The following is a 14,170-nucleotide window of genomic DNA, read 5'->3' on the forward strand; positions in this document are numbered from 1 at the left end:
CGTGCGACGACGATGTCGCTCGTACTCCAGCCTATGAAGGCCGGGGCACGAGCGACAGTCCCCCACTCAACCGACCGGGTGGTTCGAACGGATCACCTTGGTCGGGTCGACGGCCTGCTTGACCGCGCGCAGCCGCTCGAGGTCGTCGCCGAAGAAGCGCTCCGGAAGGCGGCTGTGTTCGGCGAAGTTCAGGTAGTCGGTGCCGGCACGCCACGGCTCGACGCGCGCGAGCAGGCGGCCGAGCGACTCGGCGAGCGCGTCGGCATTGCCCGGCATCGCGATGCCGACCCCGAACACGAGGTAGCCGGCGTCGATCCCCGCGGTGACGCCGGGTTCCGGCCTGCCCTGAGCGGATGCCGCGGCGCGCGCGACGCCCGGCCGCATCATGGCCCCGAGGTGGCGGATCTCGGCGGAGAGCAGCGCCGACGAGGAATCCGGGCCCGCCTCATCGACGAAGGCGCGGATCGCGGCGGGCGGCAGCTCGGCGAGGAGCATGCCGTCGCCGTACCCCGGGGTCGGCTGCGGTGGGTCCATGTGCAGCTGCAGCAGCTCGTCCGAGTTCTGCGGGTGCACGGTGTCGACCTCCGGCGCCAGGGCGCGGAGCGGCGCGAGCAGCTCGTCGACGCGGGCCGGGTCCTCCTGCATGGCGACCTCGACGACCACGAGCGAGCGCCCGGAGAGGAAGGGCGGCAGTTCGGGCATCGGCGGCAGGCGCAGTGCGCGAACGAGCGAAGTGACGGATGCGGGGAGATCCGCCGTCCATGCCGACCACGCCGCCATCACGTCGGCGGTGCGTTCGATCGACCAGAGCAGCATGCCGGCGCTCAGCGCGGGCACGTCGAAGAGGCGGAACTCGAGGGCCGTGACGACGCCGAAGTCGCCGCCGCCGCCGCGAAGCGCCCAGAACAGCTCGGCGTCGTGCTCGGCGTCGACCCGACGCGCCATGCCGTCGGCGGTGACGACGTCGATCGCGACGACATGGTTGGCGGCGACGCCGTGGGAGCGGGCGAGCCAGCTGATGCCGCCGCCGAGCGTGTACCCGACGACGCCGACGTCATGGGAGGAACCGGCGAGCGCGGTGAGTCCGAGCGGTGCGACGGCGGCGACGACGTCTCCCCACTGGGCGCCCGCCTCCACTCGTGCGATGCGCGACTCGGCGTCGACCTCGACGCCGCGGAGCTCGTGGGTGCGCAGCAGGATCGCGTCGGCGAGACCGTCGCGCGCGGCGAGCGGACCGGCGTTGTGGCCGGTGGCCTGCGGGGCGACGGCGAGGCCGAGCCCCTTCGCGGTGCGCACGGTGCGCGCGACGTCGGCGGCGTCCGCCGCGATGACGACCGCGGCGGGGCGCTGGTCGATGGCGAGGTTCCAGGCGGAGCGGGCCTCGTCCCAGCCCGGGTCGCCGGGGATCAGCACGCGACCGGCGATGCGGTCGTCGAGGAATGCGAGCGCCTCGCGCAGCGAGAGCGTGGTGGGGTCGGTCGCGGTGGCCGACGGCACGGGGGTGTTCACGGATGCTTCCTTTCGGGATCGTCGCGGGCCCATGCGCGCCCCTCGGGGCGGCGCTCCGACGGCCGCACTGGTCTCAGGCGGCGCTCGCAACGAGACCCCATCCAACGACGGGGCGGGCTCCGCCACGTCAGGGGCTCCCCTCCGATCGCCTCAGTGGCAGCCCCACCCCTCCATGGACCCGAGTCGCGTCCGCGGAACGGCTTGCCGACCGCGAGCCGGCAGGCCCGGATCGCACCGCCCGCGACCACGGAATACCCCGCGACGCGCGCCGGTTGCCGTGAGGGATGACTTCTTCACCCCGCCTCTCCGTGCTCGACCTCATCCCGGTGCGCACCGGCCAGACGAGCGCGGGTGCGCTCGCGGCATCCGTTCGCCTGGCCCGGCTCGCCGACCGGCTCGGATTCACCCGCTACTGGTTCGCCGAGCACCACAACATGCCGTCCGTCGCCTCGACGACGCCGCCGGTGCTGATCGCGGCGATCGCGGCGAAGACCGAGCGCATCAGGGTCGGCTCGGGCGGCGTCATGCTGCCGAACCACGCCCCGCTCGTCGTGGCCGAGCAGTTCGCGGCGCTCGAGGCGTTCGCGCCGGGCCGCATCGACCTCGGCATCGGGCGAGCACCTGGCAGCGATCCCGTCATCACCCAGTTGCTGCGCATCTCGGGGCCGACGGCCGACGTCGACCGGTTCCCCGATCACATCGCCGACATCCTGTCGCTCCTCTCCCCCGACGGCGCCTCGCTCCGCCTCACGAGCGGGCGCGAGTACGCGATCACGGCGACGCCGGCAGCGACGGATGTCCCGACGCTCTGGCTCCTCGGATCGAGCGACTACTCGGCCAAGCTCGCCGCATCGCTCGGCCTGCCGTACGTCTTCGCCAACCACTTCTCGGGCGAGGGCCTCGAGCGGGCGCTCGAGCTCTACCGCACCGAGTACCAGCCGAGCGAGGCGCACCCCGTGCCGGAGACCTTCCTCACCGTGAACGCCTCGGTCGCGCCCACGGCCGAGGAGGCGCGCGCCCGTGCGCTGCCGCAGATGCACTCGATGGCGCGCCTGCGCACCAACCGGCCCATGCGGCCGCTCGAGACGGTCGAGGAGGCCCTCGCCGCCCCCACCGACTCGGTCGGCGACGAGCTGATCGCCGCCATGGAGCAGCGCTGGGTCATCGCCGACCCCGCGACCGCCGCGGCCGAGCTGCGCACCCTCGCCGCCCGACACGGCATCGACGAGATCATGCTGGCGCCGATCGGCGGCTCCTACGAGTCCGAGGCGAACGACACGACGCCGGGTCGGGAGCAGACGCTCGAGCTGCTCGCGAACGAGCTGCTCGCCGCCGAGCTGCCCGCGGCCGGCTGACCCGCAGCGAGCGGCAGCGGCGCCTCGGCACCGCTGCCGTTCCCCGGTCGCCCGGTTCCCCTCAGGCGACCATCCCCTGATCTCCGCCGCGGCGCGCGGCCATGCCGCCGCCCCGCGTGATCAGGTAGACGATCGAGCCGACGAACGGCAGGGCGATGAGGAAGACGACCCAGAGCGCCTTCGCCCACCCGGTCAACGTGCCGTCGCGGAAGATGTCGAGGATCAGCACGAAGAAGATGAACAGGCACGTGATTCCGACGTACAACCAGAAGAACCACGTCATGTAGTCCCAGAAGGACATGGCCGCTCCCCTTCCCGAGATCGGCGGCGGAGGTCGCTCGAACGACTCCGTCGCGTCTGCCGTCAGCCTCAGGGTCGTCGAGCTGGGCGACGCTCGCATCACGCGATCTGGATGATTCGGCGCCGCACGGCCTTCGGTACGGTGACCCGGTCGTCACTCTCGCCCGCCCGCGGCCGCGATGTCGATGGAAGCCGTATCCGCACGACATGGGGGAAGTCATGAAGCCAGATCGCCACGCCCGCACGATGCTGCCGATCCCCGATCGGCCGGCGCCCGGGCTCACGACCTACGACGCGAAGGATCCGAACACCGCGTACCCGCCGATCGAACCGCTGATGCCGCCCGACGGCGCACCCAACGTGCTCGTCATCCTCCTCGACGATGTCGGCTTCGGGGCGTCGAGCGCCTTCGGCGGACCGTGCGCGACGCCGAACGCCGAGCGGCTCGCCGCGAGCGGACTGAAGTACAACCGCTTCCACACGACCGCCCTGTGCGCCCCCACCCGGCAGGCGATGCTCACCGGCCGCAACCACCACTCGGTCGGCATGGGCAGCATCACCGAGACCGCCACCTCGGCCCCGGGCAACAGCTCGCTGCGGCCGAACACGAAGGCGCCGCTCGCGATGACGCTGAAGCTCAACGGCTACTCCACCGCGCAGTTCGGCAAGTGCCACGAGGTGCCCGTCTGGCAGTCCTCGCCGATGGGCCCGTTCGACGCATGGCCCTCGGCGGGCGGCGGCTTCGAGACCTTCTACGGCTTCATCGGGGGCGAGAACAACCAGTGGGAGCCGGCGCTCTACGAGGGCACCACCCCGGTCGAGCCGCCGGCGACGGCTGAGGAGGGCTACCACCTCACCGAGGACCTCGCCGATCACGCGGTGAGCTGGATCCGCTCGCAGAAGTCGCTCATGCCCGACAAGCCGTTCTTCGTGTACTTCGCGCCGGGCGCCACGCACGCACCGCATCACGTGCCCAAGGAATGGGCCGACAAGTACGCGGGCCGGTTCGCCGAGGGGTGGGACGTGCAGCGCGAGAAGACGTTCGCGCGCCAGAAGGAGCTCGGTGTGATTCCCGCCGATGCCGAGCTGACGCCGCGGCACGCCGAAATCCCGGCGTGGGACGACATGCCTGAACAGCTGAAGCCCGTGCTCGAACGCGAGATGGAGGTCTACGCGGGGTTCCTCGAGCACACCGATCATCACGTCGGCCGGGTGATCGACGCGATCGACGACCTCGGCGTGCTCGAGAATACGCTGATCTACTACATCATCGGCGACAACGGGGCATCCGCTGAAGGCACCCTCAACGGCGCGTTCAACGAGATGGCGAACTTCAACGGCATGGCCGCCCTCGAGACGCCGGAGTTCATGCGCTCGAAGGTCGACGAGTTCGGCTCGCCGAGCTCGTACAACCACTACGCGGTCGGCTGGGCGTGGTCGATGAACGCCCCGTTCCAGTGGACCAAGCAGGTCGCCTCGCACTGGGGCGGCACCCGCAACGGCACGATCGTGCACTGGCCGAACGGCATCGACGAGCAGGGCGGCCTGCGCAGCCAGTTCACGCACTGCATCGACGTCGCGCCGACCGTGCTCGAGGCCGCCGGCCTGCCGGAGCCGACCATGGTCAACGGCGTGCAGCAGTCGCCGATGGAGGGCACGTCGATGCTCTACAGCTTCCGCGAGCCGGATGCCCCGGAGCGCCACGAGCTGCAGTACTTCGAGATGTTCGGCAACCGCGGCATCTACTTCAAGGGCTGGAGCGCCGTGACGAAGCACCGCACGCCGTGGGAGCTCGTCGGCGGCACCGTGCCGGCGTTCGACGACGACGTCTGGGAGCTCTACGACGGCTCGGTCGACTTCAGTCAGGCCCGCGACCTCTCGGCCGAGCAGCCCGACCGGCTGCACGAGCTGCAGCGCCTCTGGCTGATCGAGGCCGTGAAGTACAACGTGCTGCCGATCGACGACCGCACGGGCGACCGCCTCAACGCCGAGCTCGCGGGCCGGCCGACCCTCGTGCACGGCAACAGCCAGCTGCTCTATCCGGGCATGGGCCGGCTGTCGGAGAACAGCGTGATCAGCATCAAGAACAAGTCGTTCTCGGTGACGGCCGAGGTCGAGGTGCCCGACGGCGGGGCGAACGGCGTGATCATCGCGCAGGGCGGTCGCTTCGGAGGCTGGAGCCTCTACGCATCGGGCGGCGCGGCGAAGTTCGTCTACAACGTGCTCGGCATCCAGGAGTTCGCCACGACCGCCGAGCGGCCGATTCCGTCCGGGAAGCACCAGGTTCGCGTGGAGTTCGCCTACGACGGCGGCGGGCTCGCCAGGGGCGGCGACGTCACGCTCTACTACGACGGCGAGGCCGTGGGCTCGGGCCGGGTCGGTGCGACGCAGCCGATGATCTTCTCGGCCGACGAGACGACGGACGTCGGGTACGAATCGGGCACGGCCGTGAGCCCCGACTACACGCCGCAGTCGAGCCGGTTCACGGGCCGGATCGGCTGGGTGCAGATCGACGCCGGCGTCGACGACCACGACCACTTCATCGATCCCGAGGAGCGGCTGCGGGTCGCGATGGCGCGCCAGTAGGCATACGGACGCCCGGCCGGTGCTGCCGGCCGGGCGTTCGGGCTGCGGCGCTCAGGCCGCAGCGCTCGAACCGCGGCGCTCAGGCCGCAGCGCTCGAACCGCGGCGCTCAGGCCGCGAGGCCCAGCCGGCGCAGGTCGTCGCCCGAGGCGCGGTACTCGTCGCCGTCGGCGATCGTGAGTTCGCGCGGCACGCGAGCGCCGTTCTGCACCTTCGCGTCGCGACCGATGGTCGCGTAGGGGCCGATGACGGCGTTGCGTCCGACGACGGCACGGCGGCCGACGTGCGCGTTGACGCCGACGACGGCGCGCTCAGCGACGATCGCCTCGCCCTCGACCCAGCCGCCCGGGCCGATCTGGGCGCCGCGCTGCACTTCGGCACCCGAGTCGACGTAGGCCGTCGGGTCGACGAACGCGGTCGGGTCGACCTTGGCGGTCGTGGCCACGAGGCCCCGGCCGTTCACGTGCTTGCGGTAGCGACGCAGGATCCCGGCTTCGTCCTCGAACTCGACGTAACTGATGCCCACGTTCTCCTCCTTCCGGTGCGGTGACTTCCACACCCGAACACTGATACAACATCGGAGCTGACCGGGGAATTCCCGCCTGCACGGCATTGCTCCGCCGCGGCAGCGAACCAGGACCGAATGGGAACGTGCAGCATGCTTGGTTAGGCTGTCCTAAGCACTACGGATGCCGCGTCGCGGGCCGTCCGACCACGATCATCCCGGCCAGGCCCAGCCATGCCCTCAGCACCACTCCTCGATCTCGACCGCGTGAGCATCCGCCACGAGGGCGCCGAGCTCGCGACCCCCGTCGACGTGTCGTTCGAGGTCGCCCGCGGCGAGGTCGTGCTGATCCTCGGCCCGAGCGGGTGCGGCAAGTCGACGCTCACGCTCGCGCTCGACGGGCTCGTGCCGCACGCCGTGCCGGCGGCCCTCGAGGGCACGGTGCGCGTGGCCGGACTCGACACGAGCGAGCACCCCGTCGGCGTGCTGAGCGAGCACGTCGCGATGGTCTTCCAGGATCCCGATGCGCAGATCGTCACCGGCACGGTGCTCGACGAGGTGTGCTTCGCACCCGAGAACCAGCTCGTCGAGGCATCCGAGGTGCTCGAACGTGCCGAACGTGCGCTGAAGCTCGTCGGCCTCTGGGACCGCCGTGCGGAGAACCCCGACACGCTCTCGGGCGGGGGGCGCCAGCGCCTCGCCGTCGCGTGCGCGCTCGCGATGGCCGCCCCGGTGCTCGTGCTCGACGAGCCGACGGCGAACCTCGACCCCGCCGGAATCGACGAGGTCTACGCCGTGCTGCGCGAGCTCGCGAGTGAACGCGACCACGCGGTCGTGCTCGTCGAGCACAACCTCGACGCGGCCGTCGACCTCGTCGACCGGGTGATCGTGCTCGACGCCGGCGGGCGCCTCGTGATCGACGGCCCGGCGCGCGAGGTCCTGCGCGAGCGCGCCGACGAGCTCGTCGCCCTCGGGGTCTGGCTGCCCGTCTCGACGCTCGCGGCGATGCGACTGCGCGACGCCGGCGTCGTGCTCGACCCGCTCCCCCTCACCCCGTCGGAGCTCGCCGCGGCCCTCGACGCATTGCCGTCGCTCCCCGCCCCGCTCAGCGATTCGTCGCCCGTGCGCTCGACCGCCCTGTCTCCTCGGCCGACCCTCGCGACCGGCCTCGCGACCGGGGCGACCGGCGCGATCGCCGTCATCGGCGAGACCGCGATCGCGATCAGTCCCGCGACCGGCGCGATCGCCGTCATCGGCGAGACCGCGATCGCGATCAGTCCCGCGACCGGCGCGATCGCCGTCATCGGCGAGACCGCCATCCGGGCCCGCGACCTCTCCGTGCGCCGCGGCGGGCGGCGGGGGCCGATCGTCGTCGAGGGCGTCGACCTCGACGTCACGGCGGGCGACTTCCTCGCGATCGTCGGCACGAATGGCGCAGGCAAGACCTCACTGCTGCAGGCCCTCGCCGGCGTGATCCCCGCGCCCCGCGGCACGGTCGACGTGCTCGGGGTCGACCCGGCGCGCTGCCCCTCCCGCGAGCGCGCCCAGCGCATCGGCTTCGTCTTCCAGAACCCCGAGCACCAGTTCATCGCCCCGACGGTGGCGGAGGAGCTCGCCCAGGGCCTGCGACTGCAGGGCGTCTCGGAGGCCGATGCCGCGCCGCGGGTCGAGGCCATGCTGCACCGCTTCGGCCTCGAGGCGCTGCGCGACCAGCACCCGTTCCTGCTCTCGGGCGGGCAGAAGCGCCGCCTCTCCGTCGGCACCGCGCTCATCGCCGGTGCACCCGTGCTCGCCCTCGACGAGCCGACGTTCGGGCAGGACCGCGCCCGCGCCTCCGAGCTGCTCGACATGCTGCGCGGTCTCAACGACGACGGCACCACCGTGCTCGTCGTCACGCACGACCTGCAGCTCGTCGCCGACTACGCGAGCCACATCGCCGTCATGGACAGCGGGCGGCTCCTCGGCATCGGCCCGACCGCCGAGGTGCTCGCCGGCCCCCTCGTCGAGCAGGCCGGGCTGCGCCATCCGCCGCTCGCCCGCGCGACCCGCGGTCTCGAGCGGCACCCCGCCTGGCATTCGATCACGCGGATGTCGCAGCTGCCCGTCTCCTCGAAGGGCGCATCGTGATCGCGGCAGGCGAGAGCGGCGCGGTCACGCCCGAGCTGCCGGCGACGCCGACCGACGGGGGCGGGCCGCACGCGGCATCCGCCGCCCTCGATCCGTTCGCCGAGCACCGCGCCCGGCGGCCCTCGCGCTTCCTGTACGCGCTGAACCCGCTGGCCAAGCTCGCCGCGCCGCTGCCGGTCATGGTCATCGTCATGTTCAGCCGGGGCATCGCGCTGCCGCTCGCGTTCGTCGTCTTCGCGGCGGCCGTGCTGCTCATCGGCGCGCGGCTGTCGGGGCGCGCCGTCGCCGCACTGCTCATCGGCACGCCGGTCGCCGCGCTCGTGCTCGGCGTCACGTTCGGCGTGTGGATCGACCCGTCGAGCGTGGCCGGCCACCCTGCGGCATCCGTCACGCTCGTCTCGATCGGCGGCTGGGACTTCACGCTCGCCGCCTACCTCGTCGGATTCGCGACCGGCCTCCGCATCCTCGCGATCCTGCTGCTCTCGCTCATCGCGGGCGTCACCTCGACCGGCCCCGAGTTCGTGCGCTCGATGGTGCAGAACCTGCGCGTGCCGTACCGCCTCGGCTACACCGCGCTCGCGGCGCTGCGCTTCGTGCCCCGCTTCGGCCACGAGCTCGAGATCATCAGGGCCGCGCATCGGGTGCGCGGCACGGATATCGGGCGCGGGCCGGTCGCGGCCGTGCAACGTGCGCTCGGCTACATCGTGCCGCTGCTCGCCTCGGCGATCCGGCACGCCGAGCGCGTCGCCCTCGCGATGGACGCCCGCGCCTTCGGCGCGCACCGCACCCGTACCGAGCGGCACTTCTCGCCGTGGCGGCTGCGCGACACGGTGTTCGTGGCGTGCTTCCTCGCGGCGAGCATCGTCATCGCCTGGCTGACCTGGGGCCGCTGAACGACGAAGGGCCGGACGGTCTCCCGTCCGGCCCTTCGTGCTGCGAGGAGACTACTTCGCGGCCTCGGTGCCCTCGATCTCGACGAGGAAGACGAGCGTCTGCCCGCCGAGCTCGTGCGCCGCGGCATCCGTGCCGTAGGCGTACTGCGGCGGGATCGTCACGATGAGCTTGGTTCCGACCTTCTGGCCGACGAGCGCAGCGCCGAAGCCCTGGATGACGCCGTCGGTCGGGAACGTCGACGCGGAGCCGCGGGTGTAGCTCTGATCGAAGATCTCGCCGGTCGTCCAGCTGATGCCCTGGTACTGGACGCTGACGCTGTCACCGGCCTGCACCTCGGCGCCGTCGCCCTCTTCGAGGATCTTCATCTCGAGCTCGGTCGACGGCTCCGTGTCGGGCAGGGTGACCGTGGGCGGCTCGCCCTCGGCGCCGAACTTCACCTCGGGAACGTTCTCGGTCCACTTGGCGGGCTCCAGGGGCTCCTGCACCTCGACGACGTCGATGACGATGACGACCGTCTCGCCGGCGGCGACGCCGATCGTCTCGTTGCCGGTGTCGCCGTAGAGCGTCGACGCGGGGGCGACGGTCACGGTGCGGGAGCCGACGGGCACGCAGTCGATGCCGGCGAGGAACGATTCGAAGACCTGGTCGTCGCCGACCTTGATCGTGGTCGGCTGCGAGAAGAGCGTCTCGCCGCTCGTGCCCGAGAACGCGGTGACGACGACGTTCATCGGGTCGCCGGACTCGGTCTCGTCGCCGTCGCCCTCGATGGCGATGCTGCGCTCGAGTTCATCGGACGCGAGCGGGGTGGTGAACGTGGCGGTCGGCGTTCCTGCGAATTCGCCCTCGACCTTCACGCCGTCGCTGAGCTCGCCGGCCTCGACCTCCATGCATGCCGCGGCTTCGGGCGTCTTCGCCGCCTCGGGCTCTGGGCTGCCGGCGCAACCGGCGAGGAGCAGGGCTGTCGCGGAGGCGAGCGCGATCGGCGCGGCACGGCGCATGGCACGGTTCATGGGAGGACGACTCGATTCGATCGGGGGTGGAATTCATCCAGTCTGCACTGTTCGGCTTTCCATTTCCTGAGTCGTTGGTCACGGAATCCGCACGATCTGCGCGCGGATGCGCCGCGCCGACGCTGCGCCACACCCCGTCTCTCGCGGTACGAATCCGCCCGATTGCGGCGCGACGACGCTGCGCCACACCCCGTCTCTCGCGGTGCGAATCCGCCCGATCGTGGCGCGACGACACTGCGCCACACCCCGTCTCTCGCGGTGCGAATCCGCCCGATCGTGGCCGATCAGGGCCACAATGGGCGAATGGGGGACAAGTTGGGGGAACCTGATCTCGCTGGAGGATTCGCGGCTGCGGCCGCGGCGTCCATCGAGCTCGACGACGTGCTGTGGGATCCGATCTCGACCGCGGCGGTGGCCCGCGCGCACCCGCGGTTCGACGAGACGGTGCTCGACGCCTGCTGCGGCGACGGCGCCTCGGCGTTGCCGACGGCCGAGCTCGTCGGCCCGGGCGGGGTCGTCGACGCGGTCGACTTCGCCGAACCGCTCGTCGATGCGGCGCGCGAGCGAGCGGGCGAGCGGATGCCGCAGCTCCGGTTGCACGTCGCCGACGTCACGAGCTGGGAGCCCACGGACTACGACCTGGTGCAGTGCGTGCTCGGCGTCTTCCACTTCCCCGACGTCGATGCGGGCACGCGTCACCTGATCGAGCGCGCGCGACCCGGCGGCCGGGTCGCCATCACAGTATGGGCGCGGGGCGCGTTCGAGCCGCTGCCCGAGCTGCTCGCCGATGCGCTGCCCGACGGCGGCGCGTCACTCGATGCCGCCGTGCCCCGTGCAGCGGGACTCGAGTCGATCGACACCTCCGGAAGCCTCGCGCAATGGCTCACGGGACTCGGCCTCATCGGTGTGCGCGCGCACGCGGTTCAGCGACATCTCGAGCTGACGCCCGAGCTCTCGTGGGGTCTCGTGGAGGGCACCGCGCTGCGCTTCATGCTCGGCGGTCTCGGCGCGCCCGCGGTCGAGAAGGTGCGGCGGCGCTTCCTGGCGGCGATCGACTCCCGCGGGGTGCCGTCGATCGACGTGACGACGCTCATCGCGATCGGCCGGCGCCCGGAGTAGGACGTGTCGATGACGTGTGTTGACCTTGACCTTGGGTCATGGTGCACGCTGACGACATGAGCACAACGAACTCCATCATCTCGAACGCGAAATGGATCGGAATGGTGCCGGTCGAGGACACCGCGGGCATCCCTCGGATCGGGTCAAACCCTTCGATTCCGAAAAGCCCGTCCGCTCACCGTGATGGACGGGCTTCCCAGTAGTGCATGCCGTCGTCCCCCCACGTTGGCACCATTCGACGTGTTCGCGAGTTGCCCGCGCGCGGTCGAAGTTCAGGTTGCGTTGTAGGAGGCGAGGAGTGATGCCATGTCGATGGGCTCGGTCGATGGGTATTGCTCGATCGAGCTGATGAGCGGTGATGGGTGGCGATCGGTGGATGGTTGCGGCTCAGTCATTGTGCTCCCCCTGTGCTGGCTGTTGTGGCTCGCGACGCCGGTCTGGGTTCCCCGGGGCCTTGAGTGTTTTTAGATCGCGTCGACGCTTGCCAAGTGGTCGGCACGAGCCCGTCCGGGGTGGCTGGTGCCTCATCCATACGCCACACGGATTTGACGATGGCGATGGTGTCCTCGAGCGACACCCCGGCCGCGTCTGCAGCTTCGGCTAGTGAGCGCGCGCGCTCAACGACGAGTTGCGGCGCTCGTGATGCTCCCGGCGCCACTCGGGTTCCAGCCGCGGTCCGGGTCACGACGAGGCCTTCGTGCTCGATCGTTTTGTAGGCTTTCGCGGCTGTGGCCTGGGCCACATTGAAGTCGCGTGCCGTCTGGCGCACGGTAGGCAGCCGTTCTCCGTCGCCGAGCTGTCCGGTTTGGATCGCGCCGCGGAAAAGTTGGGCGATGTCCTCCGCGGTGCGAATCGAAGTATTGGTCAATGGCTCGCTCCCGCCAAGCTCTCGACCCCGTCCGTAGCTCCGCGGGACTGCTGTATGCGGAGCTCGGAGACTGACCGTGCCGTATCTGTGGCGATCCGGAGAAGCAGCGCAGCGCCGATGCCTTGAACTAGGCGCCCGCCGAAGTTCAAGGGAAACGCGATCATGTCGTAGCTGCCACCGAAAGCGACGAGGCGGTCCTTCGAGATGTAATTGTCGTCAATGGCGATCTGCATCTGTCCGATCGAGCCGGCGTGGGTCCAGACGGCACCCAAGGTGATGATCAGGCCGCCGAGTAGGAGCAAGGTGAACAGCCGTGCTGTGCGCTCGCGCTCTGTTCGGACTTGGGCTGTGAAGGGGTAGGTGGCAACGGGTCGATTCGCGTCGGCCCGGAGGGCGGTGACGAACACGGCGATGGCGGCGGCGAGAGCGATAAAGGTCGCGAGGTAGTTGGGCCAGCCGACACCAGCAATGTAGCCGTATCCGCCGTTGAAGATCATGTAGACCGGAAGCTCCGAGTACGCCGGGACGTTTCCCAAGAAACGTCCGTCCTTCGGCGCCGTCGTTGCGATCACCGTCTGCCACAGGGCTGTCAGTGCTAGCAGCGAGGCGATGATTCCGCTTACCCAGAGCAGCGGCTGAATGGTGAAGGTGTACCACGCTCGGCGCGGAGCGATAGCAGCGGAATCCGGTGCCGGCCGCGGCTCGCCGCGGAGAACGATCGCGGCGACGGCCACAACGAGCGTCGCCGCCAGAAGCGGGGCGGAGCGTCGCCACCCACCTTCGACACCGCTGGTGTCCGGTGGTGTGGTCGCGGCCGCAACGCAAGCGACAACGAAGATCAGGAGTGCACCCGCGATGGCGACCCACGCTAGCCGCGGCGCGCGCCAACTCGACCCGGGAAGGGAGACGATCCTACGCGGGTACACCCACGACAACGCGTAGAAGACCAACCCGAATATGACCGGAGCCGCGACCGGAGACAACAGCTGGTAGAAGATGCGGGGAATCAGCAAGAGTTTGGCCTTCCAGACGATGTCGGACACGCCCAACTCGTTGGAGCATGTGCTGCGACCATAGCACAAAGTTGTACTAGGTCGGCAGATCAAGATCTGACGATCCCAGCAGTTGGGAGCTCCGCGCCATCCGATGGTCGTTCATCCATGTCTCGAGGGCTCGTTCACGGATGCGGTTCGGTGCGTCGCCGGTCGGTCTACGCGGCGCAAGTTCCGCAAGCGGATCCGCTACTGGGTTGTTGCGGGCTCGACCAATCGCTCCTAGCCGGGGGACTTCTTCTCCTACTTTGGGAGGATGCCGGGCTAGCCAGTCATGCCGCGCCCGGTGTCTGACGTAGCTTTGCGGGATGCGAACAACGCGTTGGGTACGACCAGTCTTGGAGGCCGCAGCGGCAGGCGCCCTGGTAGCGGGGTGGCTTGCGGTGGAGTGGGATCGCGTCGATTCCGCGGTACCCATGCGCACGGAAACGTTCACTGGGTCGCCGTACACCATCCCCATCGCGTTGGGGTTCGGTCTCGTGGTTGCCACGGCTCGCCGGCGGCCCGAGATCGCGGCTGCATTGGCAGCTGCCAAGGATCAATCCCAACCCTCGGAGGGTTGGTGCCCCGATCTGGCGACCCGCCATTGAGCGCGTCGTCCAGCCAGGAACCTGCACAAGCCGCGTCAGAAACGCCGTCGCGGCCTTCTTCGGGTCGAGCCGGGGATCCCGACATCATGCGCGCCTGGATCGACGCCTCGGCCAAGTACGCGCTGATCAACACCCACGGCGAGGACCAGGCGCCGATCTCGACCCGGTTGACCGCCCTCACCGAGGCCAAGCTCCGTGCGGGGGGAATCCCCGTGCCTCACGCGTGACCCGAGAGCTGGAGCGGGAGCGTGGCCGGG

Annotated in this window: 12 protein-coding genes; 6 read left to right on the forward strand and 6 right to left on the reverse strand. The window is 70.4% G+C overall.

Going from position 1 to position 14,170, the window contains the following annotated elements; genetic code table 11:
* Positions 1 to 66: 66 nt before the first annotated feature.
* Positions 67 to 1,509 carry an FAD-binding oxidoreductase gene (locus tag ASE14_RS09205; RefSeq protein WP_235511156.1) on the reverse strand — a complete coding sequence of 481 codons (1,443 nt, stop codon included), beginning with the start codon at positions 1,507 to 1,509 and terminating at the stop codon, positions 67 to 69.
* A 284-nt stretch (positions 1,510 to 1,793) separates the two neighbouring features.
* On the opposite strand from ASE14_RS09205, the gene ASE14_RS09210 reads away from it, so the two are divergent.
* Complete coding sequence (locus ASE14_RS09210) at positions 1,794 to 2,864, forward strand: LLM class flavin-dependent oxidoreductase (protein ID WP_056653830.1); 1,071 nt, start codon at positions 1,794 to 1,796, stop codon at positions 2,862 to 2,864.
* Positions 2,865 to 2,925: 61 nt separating this feature from the next.
* Here the strand turns inward: ASE14_RS09210 and ASE14_RS09215 are convergent, their stop codons facing one another.
* Positions 2,926 to 3,165: a PLDc N-terminal domain-containing protein gene (locus ASE14_RS09215; RefSeq protein WP_056653831.1), complete on the reverse strand. Its 240-nt coding sequence runs from the start codon at positions 3,163 to 3,165 to the stop codon at positions 2,926 to 2,928.
* A gap of 218 nt (positions 3,166 to 3,383) precedes the next feature.
* Here ASE14_RS09215 and ASE14_RS09220 point away from each other — a divergent pair, with 218 nt between their 5' ends.
* Positions 3,384 to 5,750: an arylsulfatase gene (locus ASE14_RS09220; protein ID WP_056653835.1), complete on the forward strand. Its 2,367-nt coding sequence runs from the start codon at positions 3,384 to 3,386 to the stop codon at positions 5,748 to 5,750.
* Positions 5,751 to 5,857: 107 nt separating this feature from the next.
* Here the strand turns inward: ASE14_RS09220 and ASE14_RS09225 are convergent, their stop codons facing one another.
* A complete protein-coding gene (locus tag ASE14_RS09225; protein WP_162257719.1) occupies positions 5,858 to 6,274 on the reverse strand; it encodes a transferase in 417 nt (138 codons plus the stop codon).
* A gap of 213 nt (positions 6,275 to 6,487) precedes the next feature.
* Between ASE14_RS09225 and ASE14_RS09230 the strand changes: the two genes are divergently transcribed.
* Positions 6,488 to 8,380, forward strand: a complete 1,893-nt coding sequence (locus tag ASE14_RS09230; RefSeq protein ID WP_056653841.1) for an ABC transporter ATP-binding protein — start codon at positions 6,488 to 6,490, stop codon at positions 8,378 to 8,380.
* Positions 8,377 to 9,273, forward strand: coding sequence for an energy-coupling factor transporter transmembrane component T (locus tag ASE14_RS09235; protein ID WP_369816473.1), 897 nt, complete (start codon positions 8,377 to 8,379; stop codon positions 9,271 to 9,273). The genes ASE14_RS09230 and ASE14_RS09235 overlap by 4 nt, the downstream gene beginning before the upstream one ends.
* Before the next feature lie 51 nt (positions 9,274 to 9,324).
* On the opposite strand, the gene ASE14_RS09240 is transcribed toward ASE14_RS09235, so the two are convergent.
* Positions 9,325 to 10,284: an FKBP-type peptidyl-prolyl cis-trans isomerase gene (locus ASE14_RS09240; RefSeq protein ID WP_056653844.1), complete on the reverse strand. Its 960-nt coding sequence runs from the start codon at positions 10,282 to 10,284 to the stop codon at positions 9,325 to 9,327.
* Between the two features lie 303 nt (positions 10,285 to 10,587).
* Between ASE14_RS09240 and ASE14_RS09245 the strand changes: the two genes are divergently transcribed.
* On the forward strand, positions 10,588 to 11,403 hold the full coding sequence (locus ASE14_RS09245; protein WP_056653848.1) for a class I SAM-dependent methyltransferase: 816 nt from the start codon (positions 10,588 to 10,590) through the stop codon (positions 11,401 to 11,403).
* 391 nt (positions 11,404 to 11,794) lie between these two features.
* Here ASE14_RS09245 and ASE14_RS20045 read toward each other — a convergent pair whose 3' ends face one another.
* Both ASE14_RS20045 and ASE14_RS09250 read right to left on the reverse strand, forming a co-directional pair.
* Positions 11,795 to 12,271: a GntR family transcriptional regulator gene (locus ASE14_RS20045; protein ID WP_082600401.1), complete on the reverse strand. Its 477-nt coding sequence runs from the start codon at positions 12,269 to 12,271 to the stop codon at positions 11,795 to 11,797.
* On the reverse strand, positions 12,268 to 13,314 hold the full coding sequence (locus ASE14_RS09250) for a hypothetical protein (protein WP_056653853.1): 1,047 nt from the start codon (positions 13,312 to 13,314) through the stop codon (positions 12,268 to 12,270). The genes ASE14_RS20045 and ASE14_RS09250 overlap by 4 nt, the downstream gene beginning before the upstream one ends.
* 685 nt (positions 13,315 to 13,999) lie before the next feature.
* On the opposite strand from ASE14_RS09250, the gene ASE14_RS20490 reads away from it, so the two are divergent.
* Entirely contained in the window at positions 14,000 to 14,140 is a 141-nt protein-coding gene (locus ASE14_RS20490) for a hypothetical protein (RefSeq protein ID WP_200953300.1), read from the forward strand.
* The last annotated feature ends 30 nt before the right edge of the window (positions 14,141 to 14,170 follow it).

The organism is Agromyces sp. Root81 (assembly GCF_001429165.1).
Classification (GTDB): Bacteria; Actinomycetota; Actinomycetes; order Actinomycetales; family Microbacteriaceae; genus Agromyces.

Excerpts from the sequence above, each read along its gene's own strand:
- ASE14_RS09210 (WP_056653830.1), top strand. The coding sequence starts at position 1,794 with ATGACTTCTTCACCCCGCCTCTCCGTGCTCGACCTCATCCCGGTGCGC.
- ASE14_RS09215 (WP_056653831.1), bottom strand. The coding sequence starts at position 3,165 with ATGTCCTTCTGGGACTACATGACGTGGTTCTTCTGGTTGTACGTCGGA.
- ASE14_RS09220 (WP_056653835.1), top strand. The coding sequence starts at position 3,384 with ATGAAGCCAGATCGCCACGCCCGCACGATGCTGCCGATCCCCGATCGG.
- ASE14_RS09230 (WP_056653841.1), top strand. The coding sequence starts at position 6,488 with ATGCCCTCAGCACCACTCCTCGATCTCGACCGCGTGAGCATCCGCCAC.
- ASE14_RS09240 (WP_056653844.1), bottom strand. The coding sequence starts at position 10,284 with ATGAACCGTGCCATGCGCCGTGCCGCGCCGATCGCGCTCGCCTCCGCG.
- ASE14_RS09245 (WP_056653848.1), top strand. The coding sequence starts at position 10,588 with ATGGGGGACAAGTTGGGGGAACCTGATCTCGCTGGAGGATTCGCGGCT.
- ASE14_RS20490 (WP_200953300.1), top strand. The coding sequence starts at position 14,000 with ATGCGCGCCTGGATCGACGCCTCGGCCAAGTACGCGCTGATCAACACC.